The 15,572-nt window shown below is 72.8% G+C and carries 9 protein-coding genes; 4 read left to right on the forward strand and 5 right to left on the reverse strand.

Annotated features, from left to right (window positions below; genetic code table 11):
• The first annotated feature begins 118 nt into the window (after nucleotides 1-118).
• The gene (locus tag ACQP2F_RS31145; protein WP_433293649.1) at nucleotides 119-1,918 is read left to right on the forward strand and encodes a galactose-binding domain-containing protein; all 1,800 of its coding nucleotides are present in this window, start codon (nucleotides 119-121) and stop codon (nucleotides 1,916-1,918) included.
• Nucleotides 1,919-2,614: 696 nt separating this feature from the next.
• Here the strand turns inward: ACQP2F_RS31145 and ACQP2F_RS31150 are convergent.
• From ACQP2F_RS31150 to ACQP2F_RS31160, 3 genes are all read right to left on the reverse strand, one after another.
• On the reverse strand, nucleotides 2,615-8,083 hold the full coding sequence (locus ACQP2F_RS31150) for a carboxyl transferase domain-containing protein (RefSeq protein WP_433293651.1): 5,469 nt from the start codon (nucleotides 8,081-8,083) through the stop codon (nucleotides 2,615-2,617).
• Nucleotides 8,084-8,168: 85 nt separating this feature from the next.
• Nucleotides 8,169-8,522: a hypothetical protein gene (locus ACQP2F_RS31155; RefSeq protein WP_433293653.1), complete on the reverse strand. Its 354-nt coding sequence runs from the start codon at nucleotides 8,520-8,522 to the stop codon at nucleotides 8,169-8,171.
• Nucleotides 8,523-8,647: 125 nt separating this feature from the next.
• Nucleotides 8,648-9,904: a YncE family protein gene (locus tag ACQP2F_RS31160; protein ID WP_433293655.1), complete on the reverse strand. Its 1,257-nt coding sequence runs from the start codon at nucleotides 9,902-9,904 to the stop codon at nucleotides 8,648-8,650.
• Nucleotides 9,905-9,978: 74 nt separating this feature from the next.
• On the opposite strand from ACQP2F_RS31160, the gene ACQP2F_RS31165 reads away from it, so the two are divergent.
• Nucleotides 9,979-10,554, forward strand: coding sequence for an RNA polymerase sigma factor (locus tag ACQP2F_RS31165; RefSeq protein WP_433293657.1), 576 nt, complete (start codon nucleotides 9,979-9,981; stop codon nucleotides 10,552-10,554).
• Nucleotides 10,547-11,278: a hypothetical protein gene (locus tag ACQP2F_RS31170; protein ID WP_433293659.1), complete on the forward strand. Its 732-nt coding sequence runs from the start codon at nucleotides 10,547-10,549 to the stop codon at nucleotides 11,276-11,278. The genes ACQP2F_RS31165 and ACQP2F_RS31170 overlap by 8 nt, the downstream gene beginning before the upstream one ends.
• Here ACQP2F_RS31170 and ACQP2F_RS31175 read toward each other — a convergent pair.
• Both ACQP2F_RS31175 and ACQP2F_RS31180 read right to left on the reverse strand, forming a co-directional pair.
• The gene (locus ACQP2F_RS31175; protein WP_433293661.1) at nucleotides 11,268-12,017 is read right to left on the reverse strand and encodes a CHAP domain-containing protein; all 750 of its coding nucleotides are present in this window, start codon (nucleotides 12,015-12,017) and stop codon (nucleotides 11,268-11,270) included. The two genes, ACQP2F_RS31170 and ACQP2F_RS31175, sit on opposite strands and share 11 nt — an antisense overlap.
• Nucleotides 12,014-12,151 carry a hypothetical protein gene (locus ACQP2F_RS31180; RefSeq protein ID WP_433293663.1) on the reverse strand — a complete coding sequence of 46 codons (138 nt, stop codon included), beginning with the start codon at nucleotides 12,149-12,151 and terminating at the stop codon, nucleotides 12,014-12,016. Before ACQP2F_RS31180 ends, ACQP2F_RS31175 begins: the two co-directional genes overlap by 4 nt.
• A gap of 210 nt (nucleotides 12,152-12,361) precedes the next feature.
• On the opposite strand from ACQP2F_RS31180, the gene ACQP2F_RS31185 reads away from it, so the two are divergent.
• Nucleotides 12,362-15,544: a glycoside hydrolase family 3 C-terminal domain-containing protein gene (locus tag ACQP2F_RS31185; RefSeq protein ID WP_433293665.1), complete on the forward strand. Its 3,183-nt coding sequence runs from the start codon at nucleotides 12,362-12,364 to the stop codon at nucleotides 15,542-15,544.
• The last annotated feature ends 28 nt before the right edge of the window (nucleotides 15,545-15,572 follow it).

Genomic DNA, 15,572 nt, shown 5'->3' on the forward strand with positions numbered 1-15,572 from the left:
TCGCGGCGATCGGCATCGATGACACTGCGGGTGAGAGCGCTCTCTGTCGTCCATCCCCAGGCCCCCCACGGCCGGGCGGCGGAATCCGCGCACCATCCCCATCCCCTGGGAGAAGTCCATGCGACACGCCATTCCCCGACGGCGCCCGCGGCTGGTCACCGCCGTCATCGGCGCCGTTCTCGTCCTGCTCGTGGCGGCCTACGCCGCCGTGACGATCGGCGCCGCGCACGCCGCCGACACCCTGCTCTCGCAGGGCAAGACCGCGACCGCGTCCACCACCGAGAACGCCGGCACCCCGGCGAGCGCCGCCGTCGACGGCAACACCGGCACCCGCTGGTCCTCGGCGTTCGCCGACTCGCAATGGCTGCAGGTCGACCTCGGGGCCACGGCCACGATCAGCTCGGTCACGCTGAACTGGGAGGCCGCGTACGCCCGGTCGTTCCAGATCCAGACCTCGGCCGACAACTCGGCCTGGACCACCGTCTACAGCACCACCACCGGCGCCGGCGGCGTGCAGACCCTGCCGGTCAGCGGCTCCGGCCGGTACGTCCGGCTCAACCTGATCACCCGGGCCACCGCCTACGGCTTCTCGCTGTGGGAGTTCCAGGTCTTCGGCTCGACCGGCTCGGCTGCCACCTGCGGCACCGCCGACGCCGCCCAGGGCCGTACGGCCACCGCGTCCACCACCGAGAACGCCGGCACCCCGGCGAGCGCGGCCGTCGACGGCAACCCGGGCACCCGGTGGTCGTCGGCGTTCAGCGACCCGCAGTGGATCGAGGTCGACCTCGGCTCCTCCCAGACGATCTGCAACGTGGCCCTGAGCTGGGAAGCGGCCTACGCCCGGGCGTTCCAGATCCAGGTCTCCGCCGACAACAGCACCTGGACCACCGTCTACAGCACCACCACCGGCGCCGGCGGCAACCAGTCGCTCAACGTCTCCGGCACCGGCCGCTACGTGCGCATGCTCGGCACGGCGCGGGCCACCGCGTACGGCTACTCGCTGTTCTCCTTCGTCGTTCACATCACCGGCACGGTCACCACCCCGACCACGCCGACGACCCCGCCCACCACCACCCCGCCCGGCGGCAGCACCATGCCCGACTCGTTCTGGGGCGACACCGCGAGCATCCCGGCCGCGCAGAACGTGGTCCAGGTCAAGATCCTCAACCGCACCAACGGCAAGTACCCGGACAGCCAGGTCTACTGGAGCTTCAACGGGCAGACGCACTCGATCGCCGAGCAGCAGTACCTCGACATGCCCGCCAACTCGGCCGGCCGGATGTACTTCTACCTCGGCTCCCCGAACAGCCAGTACTACGACTTCATCGAGTTCACGGTCGGCGCGAACGTCTTCAACGGCAACACCACCCGGGTGGACGCGTTCGGCCTGAAGATCGCGATGCGCCTGCATGCCAAGGACGGGTACGACGTGCAGGTCGGCGAGGACTACCAGACCTTCACCGAGGACCGGGCCGTCACGTTCCAGAAGTTCTCCGACGAGACGCCCACCGAGTTCAAGCACCTGGCCACCGCCACCGCGCCGTACCGCATCATGGCGCCCGGCAGCGACGCGGCGTTCCGCGCCGGCGGCCAGTACCAGAACTACATGTCCAGCTACGCCGCCCAGAACGGCATCACCGCCGCCACGTCCGACATCTTCGGCTGCGCCGGCGTCCTGGCCGGACAGCCCCAACAGTGCGCCGCGCTGAACCGGCACACGATCGACCTGCCGCAGTCGCAGTGGGAGACGGTTTCGAACTACTACCGCGCCGCCCCCGCCAACTACTACGCCAAGTTCTGGCACGACCACGCCCTGGGCAAGCTCGCCTACGGCTTCCCCTACGACGACGTGGCGGGCCAGAGCTCGTTCGTCTCGCACGGCAGCCCGCAGTACCTGCTGGTCGCCGTCGGCTGGTAGGCCCCCCGGCGCCGGCCCGGCCCATCCGCCAGCTCCGGGCGGACGGGCCGGGCCGGCGCCCTTTGCTCTGCTTACCGATACGCGCACCGCGAGTCGACATGCGGAAGGCGCGTATTGGTGAGCAGAGCAAAGGGCGCGCGAACCAGCGGCCGACCACGGGCGGTGAGCTCCCGACCGGCCACGGCGGACTCGAGCACGCGGACGTCCCGGCTCGGGTGGCCAACCCAGCTCGGGTGTCAGCTCAGGGAGGGCGACCGCTCGGGAGGGCGACCGCACGGGAGGGCGACCGCACGGGACGGCCGGGCGGTGAAGGGCGGCGCGGACGTCGCCGACGCCCGGCAGGTCGCGTTGCTCGGCAGTGGGTCGCGAGCTGAGCATCCTAGGAACCTAGGTCGAGGAGGTCGGACGGACGTGCGGGAAGGGCGCCCCCTCACGGGAGCGCCCTCCGTCATTCGAACGAGCGGCCGAGACAGACCACCGGCGGAGCGACTCGGCCTCCGAGCGGCCGCGCCGGCCGAGCAACCAGCCCGCCGAGCCGACGCGTCGGCCGACGGCCGACGGCCGAGCCGCCGAGCCGGACGAGCAACCGAGCCGCCGAGCCGGACGGCGGCCGAGCAACCGAGCCGCCGGGCGGGCCGCCTCTGACGAGCGGCCGCGCCGGCCGAGTGGCCGGGGCGGGCCGGGGCGGACGGCCGGCTACGACTTGCGGCCGGCGCCGAAGTCGATTGCCTCGATTATGCGGGGGCGCAGCTCTGCCGCCTTGATGACGGCGTCCACCGAGCCGACCTCGACGGCCCGCTGCACGCTGTGCACGCGGTCGAACTCGGCGGCCACCTCGCCCAGCTTCTCGGTGCGCACGGCCGTGCGCAGCTCGTCGAGCTCGGCGGCCAGCTCGCCGCGCTCGGCGCCGGTTGCGGCGGCCACCCGGGTCTGCAGCTCCTTCACCCGCGGGTCGGCCGCCGTGCGCGCGTTGACGTCGGCGGTGAAGACCACGGCCGCGGCCGGAGCGCCGCCCAGGACCGAGGCGAACGAGCCCTCGACCGCTAGGACCGTCATGTTCGGGTTCAGGCGCTTCGAGAAGACCACGAACGCGCCGCCGTGGTAGCGGGAGATGACGCAGAAGACGATCGGACCGCGGAAGTTGACCACCGCACGGCCGATCTCCGCGCCGTACTCCAGCTGCAGCTTGCGCATCGACTCCGGGGAACCGTCGAAACCGGACAGGTTGGCCAGGACCACCAGCGGACGGTTGCCGCTGGCCGCGTTGATCGCCCGGGCCGCCTTCTTCGACGAGCGCGGGAACAGCGTGCCTGCCGTGTACGTGTCGGGGCCGTCGGTGGGCGGGAAGCCGCGCCGCGTCACCGACTTGGACTCGATGCCGAGCAGGCAGACCGGAATGCCGCCGAGATGCACGTCCTGGACCACGGCGGTCTCGGCGTCGGCCATGCCGGCCCAGCGCTCCAGCACCGGGTGGTCCTGGTCGGCCAGGGCGCGCATCACCGTACGGATGTCGAAGGGCTTCTTGCGATCGGGGTTGGCCGTCGCCGAGAAGATCTCGCCCACCGTGGTGAAGTCGCTCCCCGCGATGTCATGGGGAAAGTCCGAAATGTCCCGGTCGACCGGGTCAACGGAAACAGCCCGGCGCGGCGCCGTCTCCCCGGGCACGACGTACGTGTGGTCGTAGTGCGCCATCAGCACATCGCGCGCCCCGGCCAGCGACGGCGCCCAATATTGCGCCTGCCCGTTCGGCCCCATCACCCGGTCGTACCCGCCGATGCCGAAGTTGTCCTCGGCCGAGACGCCGCCGGAGAAGTCCAGCGCCTGCTTGCCGGTCAGCACCATCGCCGAGTCCGGGGTCATGACCAGGATGCCCTTGGTGTGCATGAGCATCGTGGCCTCGGCGTTCCAGTACGGCTGGGCGCCGACGTTGATGCCGGCGACCACGATGTTGATCTCGCCGCCGTCCTGGGTGAACTCGACGATCCGCTTGAGCGCCGCGGCGACCCAGTCCATGTTCTCGGTGCCGGACTCCATCGAGATCCGGGCGCCGGAGGACAGCGCGTACCACTCCAGCGGCACGTCCATGCGGGCGGCGAGGTCGAGCGCGGCGATGACCCGGCGGCACTCGGGCTCGGACAGGGCGCCCAGCGACTTGGTCGGGTCGCCGAGCAGCACGACCCGGGTCACGCCTTCCGGATGCCGCTCGGTCTTCGTCGTCACTACGCCGGCGACGATGGCCGCCGTGTTCTGCCCCTTGGGCCGGTCGACCGGGACCAGCTCGCCGTCGGCCGAGAGGTCGTGCTCGGTGAAATCGCCGAGAAGACCGGTCAGCTCGTACGGGTAGACGGCGCCCCGCCGCGCGGCCCGCAGCACCTTCTGCCGGTAGCCGTCCAGCGGCTCGATCGGCTCGTCCGACGGCGCCCCGATGATCAGCTCGGCGCCGCCGGTCACGTCGAACGCGATCCGCACCGCGACCTTGGTGAGCTTGCCGGTCGCCTCGTCACGCAGGCGGGCGATGAAGAGGATCTCCTCGAGCCCGGCGCCGGACACGGTCGGCGCGACCCGGCGGGCGATCATCTCCATCTCCTCGCGGGTGATGGAGACCGGCGGCCACACGTAGATCACGATGCGGTTGGTGTTGAACCGCTTGTCCGAGGGCCGCACCGACTCGTTGCGGCGGATCGAGTCGAGACAGGTGGCGATCGTGTCCTCGGTGGTCGGCAGCGACACCAGCCGGCCGTCGTGCTCGCGGAGCTCGGTCAGGTCGCGCACCTGGGCGAAGGCGACCAGCCGGTCGTCGCCCGGGTTGTCCCGCGCCACGCAGCGGAAGAGGTAGATCTCCTCGTCCGAGGAGGGCAGCCGGGTGAGGTCGAACTTGCGCAGCCGCTCGAGCTGCATGCGCTGGGCGATGTGCGGGTGCAGGCCGCGGATCAGCCGCTCCTCGGTCATCCCGGTCGACGACGGGCGGAACGTGAAGTGGTGATGGACGACGGCGCCGCTGCGGCCGGCGACGGCCAGCGTGAGCCGCTGCACGTGGACCGGCAGCGGCCGGGCGTTGACCACTTCGTGCAGGGCGGCGGCCATCGCGTCGGAGTCGGCGGGCTGCCCCTCCCACGAGAGGTAGATGTCGGCGTCGATCGCGGTGTCACCGGTGGCCAGCACGGCCAGGCCGTCGAGGGCGGCGCCGAGCTCGGCGAACTTGACCGCGGCCGAGACGACCCGGGAGCCGGAGCGCTCGGCCACCACGAACGAGCAGCCGGCGGCCTCGATCGTACGGACGCCGGTGATGCCCTTGTTGCCGTAGTAGCGACGGGTCAGCACCTCGAGCATGACCGAGTTGTCGAGGTTGTCGCGGACCAGGCGCTGGCCGAGCAGGCGGACCAGCGGCTCGGTGCTGCGGACCATCTCGGCGATCCGGTCGGCGCGGTCGGGCGAGTCCGGCCGCTCGTCGAGCGCGCGCAGGTGGGCGCGGACCCCGGCGTAGACCAGCGCCCGGTTGCGGCGCAGCAGCGGCTGGCCGAACCAGGAGAACACCACGCCGCGGGCCAGGTCGGCGATCGACGGGAAGCGGACCTGGGTGGCCGCGATCAGCCGCTCGAGCGCGAGGCCGGCCGCCTCGTGCAGCGTGTCGTCCGGCGGCGGCTCGCCGAGCCAGGCGCGCAGCAGGGCGGTGACGGCGGTGGCGTCGGCCGCCGCCCGCTGCTGGGCCAGGAAGATGCGGAACACCGCGGCCTCGAGCTCGGGCGTGCGCTCGAGCTCGGCGACGCCGTAGTGGGCCAGCGCCTTGGCCAGCCGGGCCTGGAACCGCTCGGGCAGCCCGGCCCGCTCGACGTCGAGGCTCTGCAGGTAGGCGTGGAAGTACTCGCGGGGGCTGTGCACCCGGGTGTCGCCGCCGTCGTCCTCGCCGCCGGGCCGGTTGCGGCTCAGCTCGGCCAGGTCGGCGAAGACCTCGAGCAGCTGGATCTCGCCGGCCAGGGGGCGCTGACCGGCGGCGGCCGCGTCCTTGCGGGCGGCGAGATAGTCGTTGAGCACCCGGCGCTCGTCGTGCGGGTCGGCGTCGAAGCCGAGCAGCAGGCTGCGCAGGTCCTCCTGGCCGCGGGCGGCGCGGGCCGCGGGCGGCAGCCCGGACGGCTCCGCCGGCAGGTCGATCTCCACATGCGCGGCGTCGGCCTCGGCCGCGGCCTCGTCACCGCCGAGCGGCTCGAGCCGCAGCAGGGCCGCGCCGGCGTCGACCTTGGCCCCGACCGCGACCAGCGTCTCCTTGAGCCGGGCCCGGAACGGCGCGCGGAGCACCGCCTCCATCTTCATCGCTTCCAGCACCAGCACCGGCGCGCCGGCCTCGACCTCGTCGCCGACGGCGAGCGGCGTCGCGACGACCAGTGCCGGCATCGGCGAGCGCAGCACGCCGCCCTCGTCGCGGGTGATCCGGTGCGCGACGCCGTCGATCTCGATCAGGTGGATGGCGCCGTGCGCGCCGGTGAGCAGCCGGTGCCGCTCGCCGTTGACCACGATCCAGCCGGTGTGCTGGTCGAAGCGGTGCAGCTCGACGTCGGCGTCGCGACGCTCGCCGCCGGCCTCGACGCTCGCCCGGAACCGGTGGGCGCCGACCCGGGCGACCCGCACCCGGTAGCTCGCGCCGCGCAGCTTGAGGTCGAGCGGGCGGCCGCTCTCGTGGCGCACCTGCGGGCGGCCGCCGAACGCGGTCGACAGCAGCCGCTCCTCCTCGACCCGTTCGTCCTCCTCATAGGCCTCGATCGCGGCGGCGGCCAGGGCGACGGCGGAGTGCCGGTGCGAGACCAGGCGGCCCTCGGCCCGGACCCGGTCGATCCAGCCGGTGTCGGCGCTGGCGTCGATGACCTCGGGCTGGGCCAGCAGGTCGAGGACGAAGCTCTTGTTGGTGGCGCCGCCCTCGATGATCACGGTGGTCTCGGCCATCGCCCGGCGCAGGCGGCCGAGCGCCTCGTCGCGGTCCCGGCCGTACGCGATGATCTTCGCGATCATGGAGTCGAAGTCGCCGGGGATGGTGTCGCCCTCGCCGACGCCGGTGTCGACGCGGATGCCCGGGCCGGCCGGGAAGACGAGCCGGGCGATGCGGCCCGGGGACGGCGCGAAGTCGCGGTCGGGATCCTCGGCGTTGAGCCGGGCCTCGATGGCGTGACCGCGCTCGGCCGGCGGCGTGCCCTCGAGCCGCCCGCCCGAGGCGACGTGGAGCTGGGCGCGTACGAGATCGAAGCCCGTGGTCGACTCGGTGATCGGGTGCTCGACCTGCAGCCGGGTGTTGACCTCGAGGAACGCGAGCAGGTCGTCGCCCGGGTGGTAGAGGAACTCGACGGTGGCCGCGCCGCGGTAGCCGACCGCCACCGCGAGCCGCTCGGCCGACGCCTTGAGCTCGGCCGCCCGCTCGGCGCTGAGCACCGGCGACGACGACTCCTCGATGACCTTCTGGTTGCGCCGCTGCACCGAGCAGTCCCGCACGCCGAGCGCCCAGGCCGTGCCCTGGCCGTCGGCGATGACCTGCACCTCGACGTGCCGGGCGCCGGTGACCAGGCGCTCGAGGAAGACGATGCCGCTGCCGAACGCGCGGGCGGCCTCCTGGCTGGTGCGCTCGTAGGCGTCGGCCAGCTGCGAGGCGTCGCGGACCACCCGGATGCCGCGCCCGCCGCCGCCGGCCGTCGCCTTCAGCATCAACGGGTAGCCGATCCGCTGGGCCGCCTCGAGCGCGGCCTCCAGCGTCTCGACCGGCCCACGGCTCCACGGCGCGACCGGGACGCCGACCTCCTCGGCGATCAGCTTCGCGCCGATCTTGTCGCCGAGCTTGCGCATGGCCTCCGGGCTCGGCCCGATGAACGTGATGCCGAGCCGCTCGCACAGCTCGGCGAACGCCGGGTCCTCGGCCACGAAGCCCCAGCCCACCCAGGCCGCGTCGGCGCCGGTGTCGACCAGCGCGCGCTCCAGCGTCTTCAGGTCGAGATAGGGCCGCGAGGCGGCCGGGCCCAGGTCGTACGCGATGTCGGCCTCGCGCACGAACATGGCCGTGCGGTCGACGTCGGTGTAGAGCGCGACGGTCTCGATCGGGGTGCCCGACTCGGCGACCAGGTCGCGGACGGCGTGGATGAGACGCATCGCGGCCTCGCCGCGGTTGACGATGGCGATTCGCTTGAACACCGGACCCGGCCCTGCCTTACCTCGTGAGAACTCTGAGGGGAGGCTACAGCCCGCGGTCCCGGGGGTGGGAACTGATCATGAGTACTCATGAGTAGGTGAGATCCATCGTGTCGGTGTGACCGGACCAGCGCAGGGTCAGCCGCCAGCAACCGGCCCGGGGAAGATCGACTATCGAGGGACCGGGACCGCCGGTGACGTGCGCTTCGGCCTTTTCGCCGGTTCCGTCGAGGATTGCGGTGATCTGCAGCGGGTCGCCGTCGATCGGCGGCTTCGACACCCAGAGGATCTTGTTGGCCCGTCCCTCGGCCGGCGCGGCCCGCAGCGGCGCTCCGAAGATCACTCCGAGGATGGTCCCGGCGCGCCCGAACACGTGCGGGTTCCCGCTGCCGTCGCCGCTGAACCCGGCCCGCGCCCAGTCCGGCAGGGCCGCGGTGCTCACCGGAGAGCCGCACTTCGCCGGCGCCGTCGGGGCCGGGCTCGTCGTCGGTGGCGCGGGCGGTGCCGCTTGCGGTTGCTGCGCGGTGCAACCCCCGAGCACGAGTACGAGGTAAAGCGCCGCCCGCCTCATCGCACCGACCTGACCGTGACCAGCCCGTCGACCTTCGCCCGTCCCTGCACGGCCCCCGTGCCGGCGTCCAGCCATCTCATCTCGCCCTCTCCCCCGACGTACACCCTGCTGCCCTTCACCGCCAGGCCGCGCACGCCGCCCGGCATCTCCCAGCGGGCCGTCACCGTGCCGGTGTGGTCGAGCGAGCTGACCGTCCGGCCCGCACCCACCAGCACCCGGCCGCCGTCGGGCAGGTAAGCCACGCTCGCCTCCGCCGCGCCCTTCCCGCCGTCGGCGGCCGCCACGCCGTCTCCACCGGTCGCGACGGGCGCCCGCACCACACCGGAGATCGCGAGCGCCTCGGTGCCGGCCCAGGCGAGCGAGCCGGACGTGGTGTCGAGCACGGCGATCTCACGGCCGTCGGCACTGGCCGCGATCGCGTGCCCGGCGGCCGGCCCCTCGCCGAACGGGTGCGGCAGGTCCAGGCAGTACGCCCAGCGCTGGGTCAGGTGCAGCACGTGCACGAAGGCGTGCGCGTTGCCGGGCCGCCCGGACAGCAGGTCGCGGGTGTGCCGGTGGCCGGGCTGATGGGTGTAGAGCGTGTAGAGCACCTGCCCGTCCGGCGAGGCCACCTGCTGCCGTCCCTCGCCGCTCATCGTCTCCTCGGCCCCCGGCGGCACCGCCGTCTTGTCCCGGGTGAGCAGCGGCCCGACCGTCCCGCCCCCGAGGTCGAGCAGCCGCACCCGGTAGCGCTCGGGCGCCGCGGCCGGGGTCCACTCGAGCACGAACAGGCCGGCGCCGTCGCTGGTGAACGCGTCCGGCTCGACGACGCCCGGCAGGTCGTACTCGCGCTGGCGGCCGCCCGTCAGCACCAGCAGCGGCGTGCGGGCGCGGGCGGCCGGGCGGGGCGCGGCCGCGGTACGGCTCAGCGCGCACGCCCCGCCGCCGGCGGCGACGACCCGGGGCAGCCACCCGCCCCCGAGCGTGGCGCTCCGGGTGGTCACCCCCGCCGCCGGGTCGAGCCGCATCAGCTCGGACCCGGCCGTCACCGCGTAGACGACCCGGCCGTCGGCGCTCGCCGCCGATGCCGTGCCGGGCCGGCCGGGTCGCGGGCCGCCGAGCACGGCCAGGCCCTCTTCGGTGTCGGCGAGCACCACGTCGGGCACCGCGTCGCCGGCCGTCGCCGGCCGGGCCGGTGCGGGCCGGGTGCAACCGCCGGCCAGGGCGGCTGCGGCGCCGCCGGCCAGCACGAGAAACTTCCGCCGGGTAGTCATGCCGGAAAGACACCGGCCACGCCGGAAAGGTTCCTGGAACCATTTCGGTGTCCGCGGTGTCGTCAGGGCGGGAGGTGGCGAGGCTGGAGAGGACCACCGCGCTGGACGACGCGACCGCGGTCGCGCGGGCCCGGGACGGCGACCTGGAGGCGTACGAGATCCTGGTCGACCGCTACACCGTGCCCGCGCACCGGGCGGCGGTGCTGCTCGGCGCGGGCTCCGACGCCGACGACGTGGTGCAGGAGTCGCTGGTGAAGGCCTACCGGCAGCTGTCGCGCTACCGGGGCGACTCGGGCTTCAAGGCGTGGCTGCTGGCGATCGTGGCCAACGAGACCCGCAACCTGCACCGGTCCCGCGGCCGGCGCGACGGCCTGGTGCTGCGGGCGGCCGCGCGGGCCGCCAACGAGCCCGCGCCCGACCCGGCCGAGTCGGCGATGGCGGCCGAGCGGCGCCGGCTGCTCGTCGACCAGCTGCGCCGGCTCCACGACCGGGACCGCGAGGTGCTGGTCTGCCGCTACCTGCTGGACCTGTCCGAGGCGGAGACGGCGGTGACGCTCGGCCTGCCCAAGGGGACGGTCAAGTCCCGCACGGCGCGGGCGCTGGCGAAGCTGCGCGAGCACCTGAGCGGAGAGGAGGGAACCGATGCCTGACCACGACGACCTGATCGCGGAGCTGCGAGCGCTCGGCGACCACCTCGACGTGCCGCCGGCCGCCGATCACCGGGCCACCGTGCGCGCCCGCCTCGCCGGCGCCCGGCCGCCGCGCCGCCACCGCTGGCGCCTCTGGCTGATCTCGGCGCTGGTCGCCGCCGCGGCCGCGGCCGGCGGCATCGCCCCGGCCCGGGCCGCCGTGGTCGAGGCGGTCGGCGGCCTGCTGCGGGTGGCCGGCGTCGAGGTGCGCACCTCGCCCACCGCCACGCCGTCGCTCCCCGCGAGCCCCGCTCCGCTGCCGTCGCTGCGCACGGTCGCGCTCGGCGAGGCCCGCCGGGCCGCCCTCTTCCCGGTCGTGGCGCCGGCCGCGCTCGGCCCGCCTGAGCAGGTCACGCTGGCCGACCCGGACCGGGCCGGCCGCCCGCGCGTGGTCACCCTCTCCTGGCGCGCCGGCGCCGTGCGCCTCGACGAGTTCGACGGCACGCTGTCCCCGATCTACCTGAAACAGGCGCCGGACGCCCAGTGGCTGGAGCTCGGCGACTTCGCCCTGTGGCTGCCGACGCCGCACCCGGTCACCTATGTGGACCGCGACGGCGTCGAGCACACCGAGACGGCCCGGCTGTCCGGCCCGGTGCTGATCTGGCAGTCCGGTTCGGTCACCTACCGCCTCGAGGGTCTCGCCGCTCCCGACGAGGCCCTCGCGGTGGCCCGCTCTATCCGGTGATGGGCTTCGTCCAGGCCGCCTTCCACGTGTCGGGACCGATGAGCCCGTCGATGTACAGCCCCTTCTCCTTCTGGAACTGCGAGGCGACCTTGTCCGTGCGGCCGCTGTAGAAGCCGTCCGCCGTGCCGATGCCGCCCCAGCCGCGCACGAGCATGCGGCGCTGCCACTTCTTCAGCCCCTCGCGATAGGACGCCGGTCCGCTGTGCCCGGTCACCGGGTGCGGGCCCTTCTTGGCCGGGCCGTAATAGAAGTCCTTCGGCAGCGGGAACGCCGGGACCTTGACCGAAAGGGACGATCCGCCGCCGTCGGGGTACTGCGGGTAGCCGTATCCCACGATGTGCGAGCGCCGCACGTTACGGGCGACCTTGTCGCTGGAGTTGCCCTCGATCGTGACGATGCCGCCGTCGTCGAGCACCCGCTCGACGATGCCGACGTGGTTGGGTCCCTTGTGGCCCGAGGGCATGTGGAAGAACACGATCGCCCCTCGGCGCGGCTTCCTGCCCCAGTGGTCGTGCGCCTGGAACCACTTGGCGTGGGCGGTGCACGACGCATAACGGCCGACCACCTTGGAGAGACCGCACTGGTCGGCGCACCATGACACGAACATGTCGCACCAGGCCGCGTGCTCGAACTTGGGTGCGAACCAGTCGCCGTACTTGGTGTAGCCGTTCTTGCCCTCGTGATACTTGAGCTTGCGTTCCTTCTCGGCCACGGCGATGAGACGATCCACCGCGTTCATGAGTCGTCCTCCTCGTCGGGGTCGATCTTGGCAGCGGACTGATCGCCGTCCTCCGGATGCACTTTCGTGTCGGGCCGGGGATGGCTGAGCAGCTCGGCCAGTTGTTCGTCGAGATCGACATCGCTGTCGGACATGAAGCACCTCCGTCTCTGGGCCCAGCATGTGCCCCGGCTTCGTCACGCACTGTCGCCGTCCCGACGCGTACGGGCAGGAAGCGCTTTCTTATCTTGATGAATGTCTACGTCCGGAACCGTGGTTGACGCATTGACAGCCTGCGATGACGTGGGGAATGTGGTGAGAGAGCGCTTCCCCGAGCGCCGCGACTCCTCCCCCAAGGAGCATCCATGTCCCCCGTTCCCCGCCCTCGGCGACGGCTGTTGACGATCGGCGCCGCCGTCCTCCTGCTCATCGGAACCCTGCTGGTCGCGCCGGGCGCGCACGCCGCGCTCACCCTGCTGTCGCAGGGCCGGCCGACCACCGCCCTCTCGACCGAGAACGCCGGCACCCCGGCCTCGGCGGCGACCGACGGCAACGACGGCACCCGCTGGTCCTCGGCCTTCGCCGACCCGCAGTGGCTGCAGGTCGACCTCGGCGCGTCGCAGGCCATCAGCCAGGTCACGCTGCACTGGGAGACCGCCCGCGCGGCCACCTTCAAGATCCAGGTCTCGACCGACGGCAACGCGTGGACCGACGCCACCGCCGTCCTCGCCGGAGTGGACGGCACCCAGACGGTGCCGCTGACCGCCACCGGGCGCTACGTCCGGATGGACGGGCTGACCCGGGCCACGCCGTACGGCTACTCGCTCTGGGAGTTCCAGGTCTTCGGCGGCTCGGCGCCGGCCACCTGCTCGACCGGCAACAGCGCGCTGAACCGGCCGACGACCGCCCTCTCGACCGAGAACGCCGGCACCCCGGCCGCGGCGGCCACCGACGGCAACGACGGCACCCGGTGGGCGTCGGCCTTCGCCGACCCGCAGTGGCTGCAGGTCGACCTCGGCTCGTCCCAGCAGATCTGCGGCGCCGACCTGCACTGGGAGACCGCGCGGGCGGCCACCTTCAAGCTCCAGGTCTCCACCGACGGCAACGCCTGGACCGACGCGACGCCCACGCTGAACGGGGCCGACGGCACGCAATCGGTAACGCTGAACGCCACCGGGCGCTACCTCCGCCTGTACGGGATCACGCGCGCCACCCAGTACGGCTACTCGCTCTGGGAGTTCGCCGTCCACACGGTCGGCGGCCCCACGACGACCCCGCCGACCGGCGGGACCGGCTGCCCGTGGGTCGGCTCGGCGGCGCCGGTCGCCGACCGGGTGGCCCAGGTGCTGGCCCGGATGACGATCGACCAGAAGGTGCAGATCCTGCACGGCAACAACAACGCGTCGCCGTACATCGGCAACGTCACCGGCATCCCGGCGCTGTGCATTCCGAACCTGGGGCTGCAGGACGGGCCGGCCGGCGTCGGCGACGGGCTCGACGGGGTGACCCAGATGCCGTCCGGCACGGCCACCGCCGCCACCTTCGACCCCGACTACGCGCAGGCCTACGGGTCGGCGATCGGCGCCGAGTTCGCCGGCAAGGGCGCGAACGTGGCGCTCGGCCCGACCGTGAACATCGTGCGCGACCCGCGGTGGGGCCGGGCCTTCGAGACGTACGGTGAAGACCCGTACCTCTCCGGGCAGATGGCCGCCGCCGACGTGCGTGGCCTGCAGAGCCAGGGGGTGATGGCGTCGGTGAAGCACGCCGCCGTCTACAACATCGAGCACCCCGACGGCACGGTCGTCGTCGACGAGCGGACGCTCCAGGAGATCTACCTGCCGGCCTTCCAGACGGCGGTCCAGCAGGGCGCCCCGGCCTCGGTGATGTGCGCGTACAGCGTGGTCAACTCGGTGCCGGCCTGTCAGAACCCGTCCCTGCTCAACACCGGGCTCTACCAGCAGGCGGGCTTCGGCGGGTTCGTCGAGTCGGACTGGGGCGGCACCCATTCCACGGTCGAGTCGGCCAACGCCGGGCTGACCATGGAGATGCCGAACGGCTACTTCTTCGCCGACTTCCTCAAGCAGGCGGTGCAGGCCGGTACGGTCAGCAGCCAGACCCTGGACACGATGGTCTCCCGGGTGCTGACCCAGATGTTCGCGTTCGGGCTGTTCGACCGGGCGCCCAGCGGCTCGCTCGGCGCGACCGTGACGACGCCCGCGCACGTGCAGGTCGCGTTGCGCGGCGCGCAGGAGGGCACGGTCCTGCTCAAGAACACCGGGATCCTGCCGCTGTCCACCAGCGGCCTGACGTCGATCGCGGTGATCGGCGTGGACGGCGGCGCCGGCACCCAGACCATCGGCGGCGGCTCGGCGACCGTCCGCAGCGGCGCGACCGTGTGGCCGCTGACCGGCATCCAGAACCGGGTGGCCGGCACCGGGATCACGGTCGCCTACGACGAGGGCAGCAACCAGGCGTCGGCGGTGGCGCTGGCCCAGCGCAGCAGCGTGGCGGTCGTCTTCGCCAGCGACAACTACGGCAACGAGGAGCACGACTCGACGACCATCAACCTGCCGAACAACCAGGACGCGCTGATCTCCGCGGTGGTGGCGGCCAATCCGCGTACGGTCGTGGTGCTCAACAACAACGCCGGCATCGCGATGCCGTGGCTGTCGTCGGTCCCGGCGGTGTTCGAGGGCTTCTACGACGGCCAGCAGTGGGGAACGGCGATCGCGGGCCTGCTCTTCGGCGACGTGAACCCGTCGGGCAAGCTGCCGATGACGTTCCCCACCTCGCTCTCGGCGGTGCCGGCGTCCACCACCGCGCAGTGGCCCGGGGCGAACGGCCAGGTCCAGTACAGCGAGGGCCTCAAGGTCGGCTACCGGTGGTACGACGCGCAGAACGTCACCCCGATGTTCCCGTTCGGGTTCGGCCTGTCCTACACGTCGTTCGCGTTCAGCAACCTGCAGGTCGGCGCCTTCGCCAACGGCACCGCGACGGTGACGGCCACGGTCCGCAACTCCGGCACCCGGGCCGGCACCGAGGTGGCGCAGCTCTACGTGGGCAATCCGGCGGCCGACGGCGAACCGCCGCATCAGCTCAAGGGCTTCCAGCGCATCACCCTGGCGGCGGGCGCTTCCGGCACGGTGAGCTTCCCGGTGCGTACGCGCGACCTCGCCCACTGGGACACCGCCTCCCACGCGTGGCGGACGACCGCCGGCTCGTACCAGATCCTGGTCGGCGACTCGAGCCGGAACCTGCCCCTGACCGGAACCCTCACCGCGCCCGCCTCGCTCGCGCCCGCCTCCCTCGCGCCGGTCGCGGGCGCCGATGTCGTCAATCCACACGGCATGAGCTCGCCGGTGGGCAAGGCGGTGAACTGGTCGCTGGGCAGCGGCCACACGTTCACGGCAACCGCCCTGCCGGCCGGCGTGACGCTCTCCCCCGCCGGCACCTTCACCGGCGCGGCCACCACCCGAGGCACGACCACGGTTCGCGTCACCGTCGACGGCGTCCCGGACGCCATGACCTTCGTCTGGACAGCGGTCTAGCGAACCGGCCTTGACGGTTCGGAATGAA

Source organism: Actinoplanes sp. CA-030573 (genome assembly GCF_050951115.1).
Taxonomy (GTDB): Bacteria; Actinomycetota; Actinomycetes; order Mycobacteriales; family Micromonosporaceae; genus Actinoplanes.

Bases quoted from the DNA above. Each gene is read 5' to 3' on its own strand.
- ACQP2F_RS31170 (WP_433293659.1), top strand. From the start codon at position 10,547: ATGCCTGACCACGACGACCTGATCGCGGAGCTGCGAGCGCTCGGCGAC.
- ACQP2F_RS31175 (WP_433293661.1), bottom strand. From the start codon at position 12,017: ATGAACGCGGTGGATCGTCTCATCGCCGTGGCCGAGAAGGAACGCAAG.
- ACQP2F_RS31160 (WP_433293655.1), bottom strand. From the start codon at position 9,904: ATGACTACCCGGCGGAAGTTTCTCGTGCTGGCCGGCGGCGCCGCAGCC.
- ACQP2F_RS31180 (WP_433293663.1), bottom strand. From the start codon at position 12,151: ATGTCCGACAGCGATGTCGATCTCGACGAACAACTGGCCGAGCTGCTC.
- ACQP2F_RS31145 (WP_433293649.1), top strand. From the start codon at position 119: ATGCGACACGCCATTCCCCGACGGCGCCCGCGGCTGGTCACCGCCGTC.
- ACQP2F_RS31185 (WP_433293665.1), top strand. From the start codon at position 12,362: ATGTCCCCCGTTCCCCGCCCTCGGCGACGGCTGTTGACGATCGGCGCC.